12 protein-coding genes are annotated in these 20,127 nt (G+C 49.7%); all 12 read left to right on the top strand.

Translation table 11 applies throughout. The features are described 5' to 3' along the window. The first annotated feature begins 72 nt into the window (after positions 1-72). The gene (locus AC0QH1_RS06270; RefSeq protein WP_324630087.1) at positions 73-1,401 is read left to right on the top strand and encodes a response regulator; all 1,329 of its coding nucleotides are present in this window, start codon (positions 73-75) and stop codon (positions 1,399-1,401) included. A gap of 247 nt (positions 1,402-1,648) precedes the next feature. Continuing rightward, entirely contained in the window at positions 1,649-1,771 is a 123-nt protein-coding gene (locus AC0QH1_RS06265; RefSeq protein ID WP_324630086.1) for a hypothetical protein, read from the top strand. A gap of 469 nt (positions 1,772-2,240) precedes the next feature. Beyond that, positions 2,241-3,815, top strand: coding sequence for a CheR family methyltransferase (locus AC0QH1_RS06260; RefSeq protein ID WP_324630085.1), 1,575 nt, complete (start codon positions 2,241-2,243; stop codon positions 3,813-3,815). Positions 3,816-3,838: 23 nt separating this feature from the next. After that, positions 3,839-4,924: a chemotaxis protein CheW gene (locus tag AC0QH1_RS06255; RefSeq protein WP_324630084.1), complete on the top strand. Its 1,086-nt coding sequence runs from the start codon at positions 3,839-3,841 to the stop codon at positions 4,922-4,924. A gap of 503 nt (positions 4,925-5,427) precedes the next feature. After that, positions 5,428-6,648: a methyl-accepting chemotaxis protein gene (locus AC0QH1_RS06250; RefSeq protein WP_324630083.1), complete on the top strand. Its 1,221-nt coding sequence runs from the start codon at positions 5,428-5,430 to the stop codon at positions 6,646-6,648. Between the two features lie 1,219 nt (positions 6,649-7,867). Beyond that, entirely contained in the window at positions 7,868-9,193 is a 1,326-nt protein-coding gene (locus tag AC0QH1_RS06245; protein ID WP_324630082.1) for a methyl-accepting chemotaxis protein, read from the top strand. A gap of 506 nt (positions 9,194-9,699) precedes the next feature. Next, positions 9,700-11,361, top strand: a complete 1,662-nt coding sequence (locus AC0QH1_RS06240; protein ID WP_324630081.1) for a methyl-accepting chemotaxis protein — start codon at positions 9,700-9,702, stop codon at positions 11,359-11,361. Positions 11,362-11,725: 364 nt separating this feature from the next. Beyond that, the gene (gene phnD, locus AC0QH1_RS06235) at positions 11,726-12,619 is read left to right on the top strand and encodes a phosphonate ABC transporter substrate-binding protein (protein ID WP_324630080.1); all 894 of its coding nucleotides are present in this window, start codon (positions 11,726-11,728) and stop codon (positions 12,617-12,619) included. 132 nt (positions 12,620-12,751) lie between these two features. After that, complete coding sequence (locus tag AC0QH1_RS06230) at positions 12,752-14,206, top strand: methyl-accepting chemotaxis protein (protein WP_324630079.1); 1,455 nt, start codon at positions 12,752-12,754, stop codon at positions 14,204-14,206. Between the two features lie 11 nt (positions 14,207-14,217). Beyond that, positions 14,218-15,666, top strand: coding sequence for a HAMP domain-containing methyl-accepting chemotaxis protein (locus AC0QH1_RS06225; protein WP_324630078.1), 1,449 nt, complete (start codon positions 14,218-14,220; stop codon positions 15,664-15,666). 233 nt (positions 15,667-15,899) lie between these two features. Beyond that, positions 15,900-18,551, top strand: coding sequence for a hybrid sensor histidine kinase/response regulator (locus AC0QH1_RS06220; protein WP_442957286.1), 2,652 nt, complete (start codon positions 15,900-15,902; stop codon positions 18,549-18,551). Positions 18,552-18,617: 66 nt separating this feature from the next. Next, on the top strand, positions 18,618-19,847 hold the full coding sequence (cheB, locus tag AC0QH1_RS06215; protein WP_324630076.1) for a chemotaxis-specific protein-glutamate methyltransferase CheB: 1,230 nt from the start codon (positions 18,618-18,620) through the stop codon (positions 19,845-19,847). Positions 19,848-20,127: the final 280 nt, after the last annotated feature.

The following is a 20,127-nucleotide window of genomic DNA, read 5'->3' as shown; positions in this document are numbered from 1 at the left end:
GGCTAAAGCCGCACGTTCGTTTTTCCTCCCCCGGCTAAAGCACGGGGGTTTCCAAACGTATCGGAGGTTATCATGATTTCCGAGTCATCAGGCTGTGCAAAAATTGCTGGTGAGCTGGCCGCGCTGATGCACCAAAAAGCAACTGGGGAATGGTCGATCGCGCTCTCGCAATCTGCCAGCCCTTCACAGGCTCAGAGGCGATCGCATCCCCCAAAAGGCGATCGCTTACCCCCCCGTGACAGCGCCATCGCTCCACCGACATCTTCGCACAACCGAGACCGTGGCAATTCCCAAACCCAAACTTCTTTGCTCAACCAGCAGCACTGGCGTTTTTATTTCGATGGCGGACGCTTTCTGTACGCCATTGACAGCACTCACCGCGTCCGTCGCTGGTCCCGCGCCATGCACCAACACTGCCCGGATTTTGCGATCGACCCGAAGTCGATCCGCGATGGCGAACCTTGGGAATATCAACTGCTACAAACCGCGATCGCAGACCGTATCCTCAGCGTCCCCACCGCTAAAGCTATCCTCTCCTCCATCGGTTTGGAGGTGTTGTTCCAGATCGCTAACGCTCCTCAGGTGACGACGCAGTGGAATTCTCAGCTCTCTGGCTTTGATATGCCGCCTCATCTTGCTTTGTCTTGTGCAGATGTCCGAGCGATCCTCCAAAAAGCCCAACATCTTTGGCAACAATGGCAAAAAATGGGGTTGAGCTACATTGACCCCGATCTCGCACCGGTTCTGAGCGATCCGCCTCGCTTGCAAAAACAAGTGAGTTCGGCATCGTTTTTGACCCTTAATAACTTGTTTAATGGCGAAAATACCCTTTGGGATTTGGCGATCGAGCGCAAGCAATCTGTCATCAGCGTTACCCGGACTTTACATCATTTCGTCGAACAAGGTAAAATCAAACTCGAGAAAGTGCCGGATTTACCCTCTGCGATCGAACAGTGGCGAATGATTCGTGCCGCCGTAACTCCCGCTAAGCCCTTAATCGCTTGCATCGATGATAGTCCTGCGATCGCTAAAGCCCTAGAGCAAATCCTTCGACCGGCTGGATACGAGGCGATCGCCATCCATGACCCGATGCAGGGGGTGGCTATCCTGGCTGAAAAAAAACCGGATTTAATCTTCCTGGATTTGGTGATGCCCCACACCAATGGCTACAACCTCTGCACCTTTTTGCGTCAAAGCAGTTTATTCAGCAATACGCCGATTATTATCCTCACCAGTCACGATGGCATTATTGACCGCACGCGCGCTAAATTAATCGGTGCGTCTGATTTTCTCAGCAAGCCCCCCCACCCCGAAAAAGTCTTGCAAATTGTGGAAAAATATTTAAACACCAGTTCAACAAAAAACAGTTTCTCTCTTCCAGAATATCCGGCAATGGCGTAAAAAAAACAAGTGTAAAAAAATGGCAAATCCCGTAAAATCCGGCGGACGAGTATTAAAAAAAGCGTTAAGAATAATTTATAAAAACATCTGAATTTAATAAAATTCATGGTTTGGGATGTTTGCAGACGGTTGATAGAAGCACTTCTCAAAATAAAGCCGATTGAGGTAGAAGCGATCGCACAGGATCGGTACTCTGGAAAGAGTGCTGGAGATGAGTCATGTTAAAATAACAATACAGTGCTAAGGGTTGCAACAAGGGGGCGTTGCTGATAAGCTGCATGTGAGCGCCAATTCCTCTAAACCGGGAATCGGTAGTGCCTATCGCTTTAGCGAAAAGCGCGATCGCCGCAGCAAACCTTTCCCTGCATAAGGCTTGGCATCAGGTAGAAAGTGCTAACGTGGCAAAACAACCAAAACCCCATAATCCCCGGAATAGGGATGAGGACAACCTGCACCGAAATGGGCTTCAGGGAAGGAATTGAGCGAAAAAAATGTATAGCCTGCCACATTTCTCGGCAATTGAAGCCCAGGGCGTTGCATTACGCCGATGGTGAAGCCAACTTCATCATCCCAGAGAGGGCGAACAAAACGATCGCTCTCGGGAAATAAAGTCGGTATTGATTCCCTCAATTGCACGAAAGCCTGTATTTCCGAGTTCCTTATGGTACCCTTAAGCGTATGCATCCGCGATCGCGGTGGAGTGGACTGGCGAAGATCCAGGGATGCCTCCAACCTCTGAGGGTGGGCAGATTCGAGGGAAAACCCTATTGGGAAAACTCCCCCGATCCAATCGCTGAGTTGAAAAGAAAAAAAGTTACTACATGCCAAGGTTTTTCCGAATGAGTGACGTTATAATAATAGAACGTTTTGCCCAATTGATTTCAAACTACACCGGTTTGCGAATTCGAGCGCAAGATCGCGAGGCATTTGGCAAAAAACTGTGGAGTAGAATTAACGCCCTCAAATTATCCTCTCTCGAACAATATTATCAGCTACTCGAAAAGGAACTCGCGCAGGGCGATACTTCATGGGCGATCGCGGGGCGGGGAGAATGGAAAGAACTCCTCATGCTATTAACCGTCGGCGAGAGTTATTTCTTTCGAGACAAAGGTCAATTTTGGCTGTTAAAACATATCATTTTACCCGAAGCGATCGCCCATCAACGGCAAATTTGGTATGCCCAAGGCACCTCCAAACCCTCCCTGCGTCTGTGGAGTGCCGGGTGTTCCACCGGAGAAGAACCCTATTCCCTCGCGATTTTGCTCACCGAACTGATTCCCGACTGGGAAAAGTGGGATCTATTGATATTAGGAACCGATATCAATCCCGAGGCGATCGCCAAAGCCAAGCAAGGGAGTTATAATTCTTGGTCTTTTCGGTTAGTCGAACCGGAAGAAATGCCCAAGTATTTTCATCGGCGCAACAACGAATGGGTTATCCGTGAAAAATTTCGGAAATTAGTCACCTTTCAACCGGGAAATTTAGTCAGCGATCGCTTTCCCGACCCCACCAAGAATATTGCCAACATGAATTTAATTATTTGTCGCAATGTTTTTGTATATTTTGACCCGCCGGCGATCGCCACCACATTAGAAAAATTTTATCAAACCCTCAGACCTGGTGGCTATTTAATCAGCGCTCATGCAGAACTGCACGGGCAAAACTTAGGAAAATTCCGCGCCAAAGTCTTTCCCCAGTCGGTGGTTTATCAGCGCGGTGCCAATTCCTCTTTGAATCTGACGAATTCCTCACCTCAGTTGCTGAGCATTCCCAAACCAGTACCGACAAAGCGAACCCACGCCGTACCCCCGCCATTCCAGAGTTCCAATCGGCAAACCACCCGGAACACCCCCCAGGGTCTTTATTCCTCCCCATCCTTATCCACGGAGGAAAAACAACATCAGTCAAGCTTACTTAAAACCCTGTTTGGCGAAGCCCAAACCCTATTTCGCAACGATCGCGTCCAAGTTGCACTACAAAAAGCCCAGCAAGTGGTTCGCCTACAACCGCGCCACTTTGGTGCCAATTCCCTAATCGCCGAAATATATGCTAATCTGGGAGACTATCAACAAGCCGAACACTACTGCAAACAAGCCATTGCCATCGATTCACTTTCCGTAGAACCCTATTATCTGATGGCTCGCATTGCTGAAGAAAAAGGAGATGTAGAAAAAGCAAAATATTGGCTAAAACGAATTATTTATCTCCTGCCTTTGTCCATTACAGCATACTTAGAGTTAGCCGCAATCTATCAAGCAGGCAAAGACATGAAAAGAGCGAATAAAATGCGAAAAGCTGCTCTAGAAATCCTCCAAGAACTGCCGGCAGAATACTCTATCGATAGACCCGAAACTGTGACTGCCGGTGAATTGCGGCGTTACGTACAAAACATGCTCGAGGATCGTCATCCATAAGCTCCCCTAATCGTACCCGAACGATGGAACAACAAACTTATCTTATTTTTAGCTCAAACGGCGCACGTTATGGAGTGGAGACCCGTTACGTGCAGGAAATTTTCTTCCTTCCCTTATTAAAAGCGATCGAGGAAGCCCCCCCGGATATTGTAGGCGTTCTCAATCTGCGAGGAGAAATTTTACCGGTCATGGATCTCAATTTGCGCTTCGGACACCGATCGCAAAACTACAAAATAACCGATAGCATCATCGTCTTAGAATGGAAAGGCGTTCAAATGGGCTTACTCGTCAACCAAGTGCATGAAGTTCAACAGATCGGTTCTGAAGAGATCGCCAAGGATCTAAACTACGGACGCCAGATGGATGCCTCTTCCCATCGTTTCATTTGCGGCATGGCGAAGATAATGGGAGATTTAGTCATGCTTCTCAACCCCGCGCCACTTATCGAACATTCGGAAACTTCGGAAAATGTAGAACCCAGCCTTTCCCAACACTCTCCATCCAGTCAAGAAAACAGCACAATCGAAACTCCCCAATTAAATTTTATTGAAGGAAAAGAGCGCTCCTGGCGGTGGGACGTTTCCGCCGAAGACATGGCGATTTTTCAACAGCGAGCGCAAAATTTAATGCAACCCACCGACACTCAAGATTTTACCGGGTTGATGCCGATCGCTGTGGTGGGTTTAAACGGAGAATATTTTGGAATCGACCTAAATATCGTCCGGGAATTTACTGATATTCGCCAAATTACTCCGATACCTTGCTGTCCGGATCGTATCCTCGGAAATATGAATCTCCGAGGTGAAATCATTACCTTACTCGATATTCGCGCTGTTTTAAACATGCCGATGAGTTCGATTTCAGAAGGCTCAAAGGCAATGGTCGTTCATCTAGATGACCTGATAGCCGGAATTACCATTGAAGAAGTCTGCGATGTCATGTACCTACATCCATCGGAACTGACGCCGGTTCCCGCCGCGGTACATTCTGCGAATGATGAATACCTGCGCGGAACCGCTCCTTATCGCGAAAAAATGATGAGTTTGCTCGATTTACCGAAAATTTTGACTCGAGGCGAATTGGAGGTCAATGAAGACCCTGGCTCCTAAGCCGACGCCGGAAAGAAAACGGATAAAAAACCCAAAATGAATTTTAACGGTGAAGAAGGCATTTCCCCAAAATTCGCGTAACCGAGCCAGGAGAAAGCTTGCAGAAAACGCCGATTATTTTATTTCTTCAATTGAAACTATTACCCGGCATCCGGGTGGCTAAAAAAGTTCCCGTTTTCTCTTTATTTTTCCACGGTTAAAGACCCCCCTAGGGAGGATGCGGGATGGATGGGCGATCGCAAATCATCCACAACCGAACCGAGGAAAACCGAGAGTATTTCTCGATACCCACCCTCGGGGAATTTTTACGGAAAATTGGGGGATTTGGATTCTGGATTCTTCGGTCTCAGTAATGAATGATGAGCCAGATGTGATGTTTTTTGCCCCCCTAACTCATGTTAAAGCACCCGATAAAACTCAGAAGCCGGATATTTTTGGGATATTCAGTGCTCCTGTTTCTCTGCTTGGGTTTTGCAACGATTGTCTCCCACCATACTGAAATCGTGGATAGCAAGGTAGCAACTTATGCCGAGATGCAAAAAGTCCTGACCGTCTCCCACCGCATCCAGGATGGGATTTCTCAGATGCAGCACTATAGCGCCACCTTTCTGCTCAAACCCGACGCGGATGTATCCCTCGCCTACGAACGAGGAGCGCAGTTATTTGCTCAATCGGCTGATTTTCTCGAAGGTGGCGTGGAAGACCCGGAACAATTAAAACGCTTGGAGAATATTCGACAGTTAGTTACCGAAATCGATACGCTTAATCGCTATTTAATTCGGTTGAGGAAAGCCAATAAAACCGAGCAAGCAATTCGTGCATTTGGTGCGGCACCCAGCCAAGACCTCACTCGGAAATTGACTCGAGTATTGGAGGATTTTATCGCGGGACAACATCAACTGCAGGCGGCTACCGAGCAGGAAACGAAAGCCGCTGTTTTATCGTTGAATAATGGGTTGTGGGTGGCGAGCTTGGGGTTAACCACTCTGGCGATCGCCCTAGGACTGTGGTTGGCGCAGCAAATTTCCGGGACACTCATTGATGTGGGTACTCGGCTTAAATCTTCTGCGAAAGATATTACCCACGATATCTATTTGAAGCAAACTGCAATGAAGCAACAGGTGGCGGTATTGCGGGAAACCACCGCTTTGGCGGAACATCTCCGGGTTTCTTCTCAAAACTATGCGAAGCAAACCGAAGCGAGTACCCAGCAAATCGAAGAAATTGGCGGGAAAATTCAGCAGTTAAGCGAGCAAATGGCTCAGGTTTACGAACTGGCGCATCAGGTGAGTTCTTTGGCGTCTCAAACCAATTTGTTGGCGCTCAATGCAGGGGTGGAGGCACAAAGACCAAGTTGGCCCTGTCATTGTTTTGATGTGATGGCAATGAAAATGCGACAATTGGCCAGTGAAAGCCAAAAATCAGCCGATCGCTTGAATGCTTTAGTGAACAGTCTCGAAACGGGATTGCATTCCTCAGTGAGTGACACCGAACAGGGCACTAAAATATACGAACCCCTCTCTCGGGCAATCCAGCGCATGAATGCAAATGCTCGCGAAATTTACCAGCACAGCAAGCAGCAGGCGATCGCGGTTCAAGAACTATTCGAGCAAATCGACGAAAGTTATCACCATGCGGCAAAAACGGCTACTGGCATGAGTGACACAAAAATTCACCTTAAAAAACTTAACATGGCCACGAGCCATCTGCAAGATATGCTTTAAATGGATAAGTGGGGCTACCGCCTCATAGGCACCCTCAGTTATTTGTTCTCGCTCATCGATCCTCGCTTATCGGTCTTCGCTCATCGATTTTCGGTCATTAGTTTTCTTGTAGAGAGGCGATTCATCCCGTCTCCAGGTTGGCACAATAAGAATCACTATTGCTTAACATTTGCGGTTGAAAATACAGGAGCATTGCCCAGGTTGTTTTTCTTTCACAAAATGCTTGGGGATTCTCAAGTCAATGCAGATCGCAGGTTCTTTTTCTGTGGTGTGGAGCGATCGCGCGCCAAACTCCGCCTAACCGGGCGATCCCTCTACACCCTTACACTGTTTCCTCGCCGCGATCGCCACTGTTGTGGTACAATGCTCCATTAAATTACTTGGAGAGAAAATAGCCCTGATGCGATCGCATGTGCCCCTGCAATTTAGCCGGTTCGGGGTTGCCCCTTCCGGTGTGGGTTTCCTACGCCGCAAAGGTCACTTCACTTGGCGTGGGTTTCCCTTCACCCCCTCTTGAAGGCGATCGCTCTCATCAGTTACCAATCCCCAATTCAATACAGTTGCCCGAGCCTCACGATCGCGAAAGATATAAAACTTAAAGAAAATTAAGCTTCGTTTAAAAATTTTCAGAAAAATTTATGAGAAAATTAAGAAATGTAGAGGGTCTGCACCGGACAAGATAGCGATCGCACCCCCACAAGACGGGGCAAGGGTTGAGCGCGCGAAAGTCTTCAATCATCTGTGCCTCAACCGATGTCGGCGCAAATTTGACCCGCCGCCAAACGCCACTTAAATTGCAGTGGTGGAAGCCCATCCCTAGATTAAAATTCTGTAGGATGTAATACAATTTCATTGACAAACATAAAAGTTTAACCCACTGGGGATCTAACCAAAAGCCGGACAAATTATTTCAGCAGAAGCCAGGGCATCTATAATGGAATTAGCGGAGAAAAACACCCCAGCAATGGTAGCCCAAGCCATCCCATGTTAACCCTGTAGATACAAAAAATGGAATCCAACTGATGGGGACAGGTGAGGGAGGCACTGTAGTGTTTGAAGGGTGAAATATTCCCCGGCAATCATCCGTGGGGAATGGCCGAGCTGTGGGAAGCTTCTGCTACTCAATATGTTAAAATGGTATGTTTTAGAGCGGGCATCGAAAAAAGCCACTTGATTCACATGAATTAATCAGCGAGCATCATTGCAAGAGGACGGCAGAATGTTTAAGGGTTTAAAATTGCGATCGCGGATTTTATTGGGATATTCCATTCCCCTATTATTCTCGATTGTGGCAGCCAGTGTAGTCTATGGGACGGTCAAACAAGTCAAACAACAGGTTTTCACCGCAGAAATTGGCAAACAACTGGTGAGGAGTTCCGATCGCATTGCCTGGAGTATTGCTGCAATTCACCGAGGCGGGAGGGGCTATCTGCTCGACCCGGAACCCGCAATTTTAAAGAACATCGATGAAGCCATTGCGACTTATAATGACTCCATGCTTTATTTGCAAGAACATGTGAAGAACGAGGAGCAGAAACGTCGGCTAAATGAGATTGTGCGATTGGCAGAAGACTCGATTGAGTTTAATCGCAGTTTTGTGAACTTAGTGCGACAAAACCAAAGAGAAAAAGCATTGGAAATCTATTCTTCAGCCGAGCGTCAGCGGGTAACGAGCAATATTGAAGAAAAGCTGGCGGAATTTAATGCTGTAGAAGGCCAACTTCTGGACGAAAAAAACGATCGAGTCGAAAATATGCTGGAATTTTTGACTCAAGTTGTGCTTCTGAGTACGGCAACTTCCGTGGTTGTAGCGCTGATTTTGGGCTGGGCGATCGCCACGCGCATTACGGAAACCATTAACGACACCGCCGCTACTATTGCCTCTTCTTCCACAGAAATTGCCGCGACCAGCGAACAGCAAGAACGCATGGCCAACCAACAAGCCAGTGCAGTTCACCAAACCACCACTACGATGGACGAATTGGCCGCTTCTTCCGAACAATCTGCCGACACTGCCGAGTCTACCCGGGAACAAGTGGAGCAAATTGCCACTCAAATTCAACATTTAACCGAACAGGTTAATCAAATCAATAAAATTGCCAATTTAGTCAGCGAAATTGCCAATCAAACCAACATGCTGGCACTGAATGCCGCCGTAGAAGCGGTGCGCGCGGGAGAACATGGCAAAGGGTTTGGCGTGGTTGCCTCGGAAATCCGCAAACTGGCCGATCGCAGCAAGCAATCCGCCGAAAAAATTACCGGATTAGTGGTGGATATTCAAAATGCCACCAATTCTGCCGTGGTGGTGATGAAAGATGGCACGCGCAGCGTGGAAAGTATTGTCGCCGTTATCAACAATATTTCGGTGAACGCGCAACAAATTTCTTTGAGTGCCAAACAACAAGCTGTGGCAATTCAGCAAGTGGTGGAGGCGATGAACAATCTTAATCAATCGGCACAAGAAAATGCCAGCGGCATCGCGCAAACTAAAATTGGGATTCAGCAGCTCAATCAGGCAGCAATCAGGCTCAAAGAAGAAGTTTAATACTCTGGCAGCGATCGAGATTAGGGCCGATCGCCCGCTCATGCCGCCGTCACGACTTCCCGAAGCGATCGTGTCTCCGAGATGCAGTGGGGCGATCGGCCTGCTGCTTTAAATTTTTTTTGCATAAAAACCACCTCAGGATTCTACAACCGGAAATCCCACCACTTAAATCTTAAAAAAACCTGTCAAAACTCGCGAGCCATCTCCCGCTTGACTATACTCGAAAATAGCTAGGGTGGTAAAGCCGTTTGCCCTTGGCATTAGCGGCCAATTCTTGGAACCCTCTAAAATAGTTTCACTCCTTCAGACTCCAGGTCAGTTCATCCGCCTTGAAGGTGTAATTCTTCAATTTTTATTAAGCTTTTCCATTTTATAAAATCTTAATTTTTTCCTTAAACCGGACTTAACCTCAAACCCTGCAAAATTTAGGAAACTATTACTGAGGTATCCGGGGTAATTTGCAACCAATTGCCCTCTGATTTAACGTACTCATGCAAACAAACCGGATGGATTTATCCTCCGTCGCCCGTCCAGACGAACCCGCAGCAATTCAGGAGCTATTCTATATGTTCGGTCAATTTAAACTCAGAGGTCGAATCGTCGCCTGTACGATCGCCCCACTGGCGATCTGTGGTCTTCTTGCAGGACTCCTCTCTGAGAAGGTTAGCAAAGTTGAAGAACTTCACGCCGAAATTAATCACTCTCGAGAGATAGTCAATCACTTAGGAGAAGCTACCCTTCATGCCATTCGCATGGAGCGGTCAATGCGGGGGTATTTGGTCAATCAAAAAGAACGTCATCGTCAGGGATTTGACATCGGACTCAACTCCTATCACACCCAGGTTCGTCGGTTAGAACCGCAAATCGAAACCCTCGAAGATGCCCAACAAAAAAAGCGGTTCCAAAACTATATAGAACTGGGAAAAGAACTGGAAAATCAACAGCGGGAAATGCTAGAGTTTGCCTCCACCGATCGCCGAGAACAAGCGGTGAGAATTTTTTCCACCGATCGCAGTAGCGAACTTATCCGAGAAATGCAAAAATTGCACCACGATTTTGTCGCGCAAGAGCGGAAAATATTGGCGGCAAAACAAGCGAAAACCAATGCAGAGTTGGATTTAGCAAAAGCGATTTCCATCTGGGGAACCGCCATTGGCAGCCTTGTCATTTTATTAATTGCACTACAAATTGCCGCTAGCATTCGAGACCAAATTTATCGCACCCTCACCGAATTAACTAGCTCCTCTACAGAAATTGCCGCCAGCTTCAAACATCGAGAAAGCGCCGCCATGCAGCAGGTTAGTTCCGTGAATCAAACCACCACCTCAATGGAGCAGTTAAGCGCCTCCTCAAAAGCTACAGCAGCACAAGCTGAATCTGCGGCTCAAAATGCGCGCTTCGTGTTAAATCTGGTGGATTGCAACGCCAAAAATTCCCGGGCAAACTCGAGGGTTGGCTTCCTTCAGTTGTCCGCTTCAGAAACAAATTTTGCTCCTGAGGAGCGCCCCGCCAGCAATGAGTTTTCTCTTCCGGCACAGAGGATGGATTCTTCCCTAGAGTTTGACCGGAAAAAACTAGGGAATGGTAAGGAAACCCCTGGGGATTTTAACTCTCTCTCTTCCGAGAGTTTTTTTACCGAAAAAACCCTCAAACAAAGCGTACAACAAATCAGCGATCGCATTCAAGGATTCAGGCAGCAAGTGCGTCAAATTGAGACCATTGCCACCCTGGTCAGCAATATTGCCAATCAAACCAATATTCTCGCCCTCAATGCCTCAGTGGAAGCCGTGCGTGCGGGTGATGCGGGAAAAGGATTTGGTGTGGTTGCTAGCGAAATTCGCAAACTCGCCGACGAAGTGCGTCAGTGTGCCGAACAGATTAATACCCTAGTTAAAGAGATTGAAACCGCCACCCAGGATACCGTCAGCGTCACCCACAACGGAACCCAAACCCTGGATATCGTCATTCGCTCTATGAATGAAATTGTGGGAAACATTCAACAAATTTCCCGCAATTCTGGCGAGCAAGCAGTCGCGATCGAACAGGTCTTCGATGCCATGAATGCCCTCAATCAAATTGCCAGGGAAACTGCCAATGGGATTACCCAAGCCAAAGTCGGTACCGATAGCCTCAACCAAACCGCGATCGCTCTCAAAAACATGGTGTGATTCTTTGGGAAAAAATAATGTCAATGGTCAATGGTCAATGGTCAAATGACAAACCACAAAGGACCAATGACCAATGACAAATGACCAAGGAGAAATGACCAAGGACCAAGGAGAAATGACCAAGGACTAAGGACAAATGACCAAGTACCAAGGACAAATGACCAAGGAGAAACTACCTTTGTCATTGGTTGTTCGGTTTAAGTTTGTAGGGTGGGCAGGCACGAGAATAGATGCGCGATCGGCACCTCTGAAAGTGGCTCTGTCCACCCTACCATCTGCTTGTCAGTAAATCGATGATTGCGGGAGCGTTTGATGGAAAAAATACCCGATCTTATTTAATCTAAGTTCAAAAAAGAGGAAGTCAATGATGTTTTGCCGAAAACTTTGCACCGCCTTATTCCTGTTATTGCCGCTGGTGGTTGCTTGTGAAAGCCAGAACAGGCAATCCATTGCCTTAGCCAGTGAACCAGTGGTTTTAGGCTTAATTCCTGCGGAACAAATCCACAAAATGGAACAGCGATTCGAGCCTATGCGTGCTTACCTAGAGCAGAAACTCGGACGCCGGGTAGAATTCTTTACGGCTACCAGCTACGGGGGAATCATTGAAGGGATGAAACAAGATAAAGTGGATCTGGCATTTTTTGGGCCGCTTTCCTATGTATTGGCGGAAGAAGAAGCGGGAGCAGAAGCCTTTGCCGTGGGGGTAAGATACAATGGGAAATCTACTTATCATAGTATTTTTGTGGCTCCTAGGGATTCGAGCATTAAATCCTTAGAAGATTTGCAAGGGAAATCCGTGGCTTTTGTGGATCCGGCATCCACCTCCGGTGCATTAATGCCTACCTATGCTATCAAAAAAGCCACCGGGATGATGCCGAAAGAATTTTTTGGAGAACTCACCTATGCCGGGAGTCACGATCGAGCGGAAATTGCGGTGAAATACGGCACGGTGGATGCCGCCGCCGACAGCGATATTTCTTACGACAAAATGCTCGAAAAAGGATTTATCACCAAACAAACCAATCTAATTTTGTGGCGATCGGATCCGCTGCCCGGGTCTCCCCTGACCTATCGCGAGGATTTAGACCCAAGGCTAAAAGCGCAACTGAGAGAGATTATTCTCAACGCTCACCAAGAGATTGAGGTGACTGGATTTGGGGAATTAATTCGCTATGAAGCCACCGAGCCGGCGAATTATCAAGTGATTCGGGATATGATAAAAGAATTGGGAATTGAGCGAGAAGAAATGTTAAAGTAAGGGAAATTGAAGGACTCATCCGGGTTGCCGGATGGATCGACCCTATTCAGCCTTATCTCAATCCCTGCTGTATCGAGTAATGAATAAACGATTCGCGCTTACACTTCTGTCTTCAATGAGAAAAATCCGTTTATGTGGACTCCAGTGAAACTTCGACCGAAAATGCTACTTGGCTATACGGTCCCGATCGCCGCTTATTTAATAGTGGCGGGGATTCCGATCGCCTCTACGGTTCGGCAAGCGCTCGACACTTTTCAAGAAGTCGAACGGGTACAAAACGTCATTTTGAATATCAATCAAATGTCGCGGGGTGCCCAGGGGATGGAAACAAGCAGTCGGGGGTATCTCGCCGATGCCGATCCAGCCTTTATCGAAGAATACCATCGGGCATTAGAGTTATTCCACGAAGCCTCTGAATCCATCGAACCGCTGATTATCGTTTCCGAACAACAAGAACGGTTAGAAAAATTGCGGGAAATTAAAGTTAGCTCCGATGCATTTATTACGAAAATAATCCGCTTAGTGAACGAGGGCAAACAAGCGGAAGCGGTAGAATTGTTCGAGACGGGGATCGGCATCGAACTGGGGAATGAATTTGAAAAAATTTATCAAGAATTCAGCCGCACGGAAAAGCAGCTTTTAGCGGCGAGAACCAGCCAAGCAAGGGCCGCATTGCGATCGCTGATTGGGGTGTTGTTGTTGGCGTCATTGCTTCTCGTCTCTTTAGCCATTGGCGCAGCATTGTGGATTTCATCCGGTGTAGCGCGAACCATTACCCTGGAAGCGGAGGCGATCGCGCACTCGGCCACAGAAATTGCGGTTACAATGGAACAGCAGGAGCGAGTCGTCACCCAGCAGGCATCAGCGGTGAATCAAACCACCGCCACCATAGATGGATTAAATGCGGCGGCGCATCAAGCCGCCGATCGCGCCGACAGTGCGGCGAAAAACGCCCGGGAAGCCCTCAATCTCACCGAGAGTGGCACCGCAGCAGTGGGAGAAACCCTGCAAGGAATGGCAACTCTCCACGAAAAAGTTGCGGCGATCGCCGAACAAACTCAGCACCTAAGCCAACACACCGGACAAATCAGCAGCATCGCGCGGTTGGTCACCGATTTGGCCACCCAAACCAACATGCTAGCCCTCAACGCCGCCGTGGAAGCGGTACGCGCCGGGGAACATGGCAAAGGCTTTGGGGTCGTCGCTACCGAAATTCGCAAACTCGCCGACCAAAGCAAACGATCCGCCGAACGCATCGATATCCTAGTCGCCGATATCCAACGGGCGATTCATACCACGGTAAAAGCCACTCGCGAGGGTTCCCAAACCGTGGAACGAGGCGTCCAAATCGCCCAACAAACCGCCGATGCTTTGAGTGGGGTTGAAAATGCGATCGATGAAGTTTCCCTAAACACAGAACAAATCTCCCTCGGCGCACAAGAACAAGCCAACGATCTGCAACAAATTTTAGCAGCCATGAATGCTCTTAACCAAGTTTCCCAAGACAGCGCCGGTGGCATTGCCCAAGTTAGAATCGGTACCCAAAACCTCAATGAAGCCGCCAAACACATTAGACAAATCGTATAGGAACTCTTCCAATGTTTGGGAATATCAAAAAGCTACACACGAAACTCTACCTGGGTTTTTTTGTAATTCCGGCGTTGATTTTAGTCGGAATTAGTGCTTATTCGATTTATTCGTTTCTCCGCATCGATCGCCAAGTGGGCACGATTTATGACGATCGCGTGATTCCCTTACGACAACTGGACCTCATTGCCGATAATTATGCCATAGAAATTGTCGATGCAGTCAACAAAGCCAATGCCAACCTCATCACCCTCAACCAAGCAATAGCGCAGGTAGACACCGCCCAAAAAGAGAGCGAAAAAGCGTGGGAGGCTTACCAGGAAACTTACTTAACCGATCGCGAGCAAACCTTGGTGAATGAATTAGAAGAATTATTGGCCGCCGCCAATGTAGAAATCCAACAGCTCGAGCGCGTCTTAGAAGCCGGAAATCGCGCCGGATTAAGTCAATTTGACGGCCCTCTTTATAAGGTTATCGATCCCGTGACGGCGAAGTTGCGCGAATTAATGGATTTACAATTAGAAGTCGCCCAGGAGGAACGACAAATTGCCAATCGCGTTTTACGAGAAACCGTCGTCATTTTTATCATTTTAGTGGTCATTGCCGTGTTCGCCGCTTCTCCGTTTGGCTATGTGGTGAGTAATGCGATCGCGCGTCAACTGCGCGAAACGGTCAATCAACTCAGTTCCAGTTCCACTGAAATTGCCGCCGCCGCTGAGGAACAAGAGCGGATTGCGGCACATCAAGCCAGTGCTTCAAATGAATGTAGCAGTACGATGGACGAGTTGAACGCTTCGGCAAAGTCTACCGCAGAACAAGCAGACGCAGCCCTCAATAGCGCCAAACATGTATTGACCCTGGTGGATAGCTATAGCGCCACCGCCCAGGACTCTCCTGGCACTCCCTCGCGGGGACTCTCCCCCACCACCACCCCCGGACTCAAGGAGAAAGTAGACCAAATCGCTCAGCAAATTACCAGCCTGAGCCAACAAGTGGAGCAAATTGATAAAATTGCTACTGTGGTGAGTTCTTTGGCCAACCAAACCAATATGCTCGCTTTGAATGCGGCGGTGGAAGCGGTGCGCGCCGGCGAACAGGGAAAAGGATTTGGTGTCGTTGCTTCGGAAATTCGCAAACTAGCCGATCGCTCCCAAGAATCCGCCGAACGGATCAATCACCTGGTTGCAGATATCCAAGAGGTGACTCGTCGCACAGTGATGGTCACCGATGAGGGGCAAAAAACCGTAGGCACCATTGTGGAAGCGATAAACGAAATTGTCATCAATTCTCAACAAATTTCCCTGACGGCGGGGCAACAAGCGATCGCGGTGCAGCAAGTCGTAGAAGCCATGAAAAGCCTCAATGCCGGTGCCCAAGAAACCGCCACTGGCATCGCGCAAACCAAAACCAGCACTCAAACCCTCAACCACCTGGCCCGGGATCTCGGGACGATGGTGTGACATTTTCTGGCACCAAACCCCCATCATGGGCAAAACCCCGAGGGGGGAGAAAACTCCCCCAAAGAAATATAGCCACACTGGAATAAAAATTCTCCCTTTCAAACTCATAGAAAACGCGATCGCAACTTCCGGGACTACACCCTCAACTTTTCACTACAGGAGCGGGAATCTTGGATGAAGGGGCAATCTATGAGGCTACATCCAAATCCATGCATCGAGGAGACAACGCCATGATGATTGAAGACGAAGAGCTGCGGATGACCTTCAAAGTCGCCAGCGAAGAACACTTACAAAAACTCGAAGAAGGGTTATTGCACCTAGAAAACCAGCCCGATGATTCGGCAAAAATAGAAGAATTGATGCGAGAGGCCCATAGCCTGAAAGGCGATGCAGGCATGTTGGGGGTCAAAGATATCGCCACCCTAGCCCATCAATGGGAACATCTACTCGGTACCGTAAAACGAGGGGAAAGCCCCCTCACCTCAGACCTGTGCGATCGCCTTTATTATGGGTTAGACGCGATCGGCAAACTGGTGGAGGAATGCATCACCGGCGAAGCCGCCGGAGTGAATACCTTTTACGTCCTCGCCCGCCTGATGGGAGCCAAATCCGACTCGGCGGACAGGGAAAATTCCGCCGCCGAGTCCTCCCCCACCGACACCGAACAGGTCGATACCGAAGACGCCCACACCCAAGACGCCCACACCGAAGACAGCGCCCCAGAAGAACCACCGAGGGAAGACTCGGACCTGCAAAGCGAAGCCCAAGAAGGGGACGCCACCTCGGAAACCACCTCCGTTTCCGAGTCGGTTCCCCCTACAGAAGAACCCAACGCCAGCGCCCCAGAGTCCAACGGTGGGGACAGACCCAGCGCCAAACCCCCAGCGCCCCCCGCCGAACCCACTGAGCCACCGCACCATCACAATGGTAGTGGGGTGCAACGGGAATCCCCGCCCCCCAGAACGACAAAACCCCTCCCTCAGGCACAGAAAAAACCCCCTGCACCCTCGCCGACTTCCCCGCACCAAGCCTCTCCTGCACCAGTGTCCACCGCCCCTAGCAGCAATTACCGCATCGACACGATTCGGGTGGAAACGCGCAACCTCGATGGGTTGATGACCCAAACCGGGGAACTGACGGTGACCAAAATCCGCATCGCCCATCGCCTCTGGGAGGTGGAGGAAATCGTTTCCCTGTGGGAAGAGTGGAGTCGAGATGCATTTATCAATCGCTTTGCCCTCGAAGAAGTGACCCAGGGCAACCGCAATGGGGCTTTACAGCAATTGCAGGGCTTTCATCATCGTCTGGAAGAACGACTCGATCGCCTGGGGAAGGTGGTGAATCGTCTGCGAAATGCGGTGTATGAGGATAATGCCAGACTGGATATTATTAGCGATGAACTCGAAGAAGGGATTCGCACCCTGCGCTTGTTGCCACTTTCGACGATTTTTAATTTGTTTCCCCGCATGGTGCGGGATTTAGCGAAACAAGAAGGGAAGCAGGTGGAGTTGATTGTGCAAGGGGCACAGACTCGCGCCGATAAGCGGATTTTGGAGGAAATGAAGGATCCGCTGATGCACATCATTCGCAATGCGATCGATCATGGTATCGAAACCCCGGAACAACGGGAAGCACAAGGGAAACCGGCAAAGGCAACAATTCGCCTCGAGGGCTACCAAACCGCAACGAATATTATTATCGAGGTGAGCGATGACGGGCGCGGACTGGATCTGGAGAAAATCAAGAAAACGGCGATCGCGCGCGGAATTTGTCGCGAAGAAGAACTCGCCGCAATGACGCCGACTCAAATCCAATCCCTGATTTTTGCCCCGGGTTTTTCCACGCGCACCTTCGTGACGGAAGTCTCGGGACGTGGGGTGGGACTCGATGTGGTTCGCACCAATGTGGAACGGCTCAAAGGCACGATTCAGGTGAACTCTGCCCCCGGTGAGGGGACGACTCTGCGCCTGTCTCTCGGCACCAGTTTGGCAACGGCACATGTGCTGCTGGTGATGGTGGAGGAGATTTCTTATGCATTGCCGGTGGAGTTTGTGCAAATGGCGCGCTTGGTCCATGAAAGCGAGATTTTCTCGATTGAGGGTCGCGAAACGATAATCCTGGAGGGGTATCCGGTGTCGGTGGTGAAATTGGCGGATCTGCTGGAACTGTCCCCCCGCCAGAAAATGGCAGCTCGCATGAGCGTACAAGAGGCTCGCGAGGAGCGGGAACAAAGTATTGCGGAGTCCAGTTGGCCTTGTATTATCCTGCAAATCGGTGAGGAACGATTGGGATTGTTGGTGGATGCGTTGGTAGACGAGCAGGATGTGGTCCTCAAACCCCAGAGTCAATTGCTCCAACGAGTGCGAAATGTCTCTGGGGCAACGATTCTCGGCACGGGGGAGGTCTGTATGGTGCTCAATCCCCAGGATTTGCTCAAGTCGGTTCGCCAGCGCTCTGCCCCAATGGCCCAGGCGACGCCGATGCTACCCAGTGAAGATGTGGAGATGGAAGAGGCTCCCAGCAAGCCTCTGGTGCTGCTGGTAGAAGATTCGATCGCCACACGCACTCAGGAAAAGCGAATTCTGGAAGGTGCGGGATATGAAGTGGTGACGGCAGTGGATGGTTTGGATGGTTATAATAAACTTAAGACTCGTACCTTTGATGCGGTGGTCTCGGACGTGCAAATGCCCAATATGGATGGGTTGGCATTGGTGGCCAAAATCCGCGAACACCAGGAGTATTCGGAGTTGCCGATCGTGTTGGTGACTTCCCTGGCGCGGGATGAAGATAAAAAACGGGGGGCGCAAGCCGGAGCAAATGCTTATATTACGAAAAGCAGTTTTAATCAGGATGTGCTATTAGATACGCTCCGACGTTTGGTTTAGATAGGGGTGCTTGGGGTGGCGGTGGCTTCTGAGAATATTTTTAGAATGGATAGTACGCGAGCGAAAATGAACAAAAAACCGATTCGAGTTTTACTGGTGGATGATTCTCCGGTGGCGCTGACGATTTTTAAGCGCCTTTTGGGAGGGACGCCAGATATTGAAATTGTGGGTACGGCTCGAACCGGGGTGGAGGGTCTTACGTTGGTTCCGCAGGTTCAACCGGATGTGATTTGTACGGACCTGCACATGCCTGAAATGAATGGGCTGGAGTTTACTCAGGAGGTGATGTCGAAGTTCCCGCGCCCGATTTTGGCGATTAGTTCTTCGGTGCAGGCGGAGGATACGCATAATGTGTTTAAGCTGCTGAAGGCGGGGGCGGTGGATGTGTTTCCCAAACCTCGCTCTGGGATGATGAATAATTTCGATCGCCTTCGTCAGGAGTTGATTGGGAAGATTCGGGTACTCTCTGGCGTGGCGGTGTTTACCCTGCATCGACGCTCTGCTGCGAGTGGGGAAGTATCGGTGGTGCGCCCGCAACCGCGTGTGTCTGCGCCACCGCCGCGATCGCTCCCGCCTGTCTGTGCATCGCCGAAACCGGAGAAGTCGGTGAGGGTGTCTGGGGAGGATGCGCCTCGGAAACGGTCTTTCCTGGGAAGCGATCGCCCCTCTTCTGTGATGTCTCGCTCTGTTCCGCCGCCCGCAACGCCTGCATCGGCTGCCTTTTACCGGATGGTGGCGATCGGCGCTTCTACCGGGGGGCCGCAAGCACTGTACGGGATTCTCACTCAGCTCCCGCCGAATTTCCCGGTGCCGGTGCTTTGCGTACAGCACATTAGTGAGGGGTTTTTGCAGGGGTTGGTAGATTGGCTGGCTCTTGAATGTCACTTACCAGTGAAAATCGCTCCCCCGGGGGAATACCCGCAACCGGGAATGGTGTATTTTCCCCCTGAACGCAAGCACTTGGAGTTAGACAATCGCGGGCGCTTCGTTCATTCTAATGCCCCGCCGTATTCGGGACATCGCCCTTCGGTAACGGTGATGTTTGAGTCTGTGGCTCACTATTATGGGCGCGGGGTACTGGGGGTGCTGCTCACGGGCATGGGCCGCGATGGGGCTGAGGGCATGCAGGCGATCGCCCGCGCCGGCGGCCTCACTATCGCCCAAAACGAAGCCACTTGCGTGGTGTTTGGCATGCCTAGAGAAGCGATCGCTCTCGGTGCCGCTCACTATATTTTGCCCGTTACTGATATCGCTCCCATGCTAATTCGCAAGGTGGTTTCCAGTCGAAGTGGCTGATGGTATATTGCTGTATAACTCGTTCCCAGCACATGCTGGGAACCCCCACTCTGAGGCTCCGCCTCGAATGAAGAGAAGAATTGAGAAATTTCCCTCGCCTCTTTCCTGAATTCCCACAAAATTCCTAACTTGTCAAGCATCCAGGTCCCTTCTATATTGCAAGTTAACAACTTTATGTAGGGGGGAAGTGCGTTTCGCACTTCCCCTACGGGATTACCCGACAGTGAAGAAGTCCTCCACGCCGAGGGTATTGGCATCGATGCCAGTGAGAACGGCGAGC

The organism is Phormidium sp. CCY1219, from assembly GCF_055795085.1.
The sequence above is the reverse complement of the archived record's forward strand: the minus strand, read 5'-3'. Positions and strand labels throughout refer to the sequence as shown.

What these genes read in the sequence shown, in the direction of transcription:
- AC0QH1_RS06240 (WP_324630081.1), top strand. Translation starts at nt 9,700, where the DNA reads ATGGATTTATCCTCCGTCGCCCGTCCAGACGAACCCGCAGCAATTCAG.
- AC0QH1_RS06255 (WP_324630084.1), top strand. Translation starts at nt 3,839, where the DNA reads ATGGAACAACAAACTTATCTTATTTTTAGCTCAAACGGCGCACGTTAT.
- AC0QH1_RS06230 (WP_324630079.1), top strand. Translation starts at nt 12,752, where the DNA reads ATGTGGACTCCAGTGAAACTTCGACCGAAAATGCTACTTGGCTATACG.
- AC0QH1_RS06245 (WP_324630082.1), top strand. Translation starts at nt 7,868, where the DNA reads ATGTTTAAGGGTTTAAAATTGCGATCGCGGATTTTATTGGGATATTCC.
- phnD (WP_324630080.1), top strand. Translation starts at nt 11,726, where the DNA reads ATGATGTTTTGCCGAAAACTTTGCACCGCCTTATTCCTGTTATTGCCG.
- AC0QH1_RS06260 (WP_324630085.1), top strand. Translation starts at nt 2,241, where the DNA reads ATGAGTGACGTTATAATAATAGAACGTTTTGCCCAATTGATTTCAAAC.
- AC0QH1_RS06225 (WP_324630078.1), top strand. Translation starts at nt 14,218, where the DNA reads ATGTTTGGGAATATCAAAAAGCTACACACGAAACTCTACCTGGGTTTT.
- AC0QH1_RS06270 (WP_324630087.1), top strand. Translation starts at nt 73, where the DNA reads ATGATTTCCGAGTCATCAGGCTGTGCAAAAATTGCTGGTGAGCTGGCC.
- cheB (WP_324630076.1), top strand. Translation starts at nt 18,618, where the DNA reads ATGAACAAAAAACCGATTCGAGTTTTACTGGTGGATGATTCTCCGGTG.
- AC0QH1_RS06220 (WP_442957286.1), top strand. Translation starts at nt 15,900, where the DNA reads ATGATTGAAGACGAAGAGCTGCGGATGACCTTCAAAGTCGCCAGCGAA.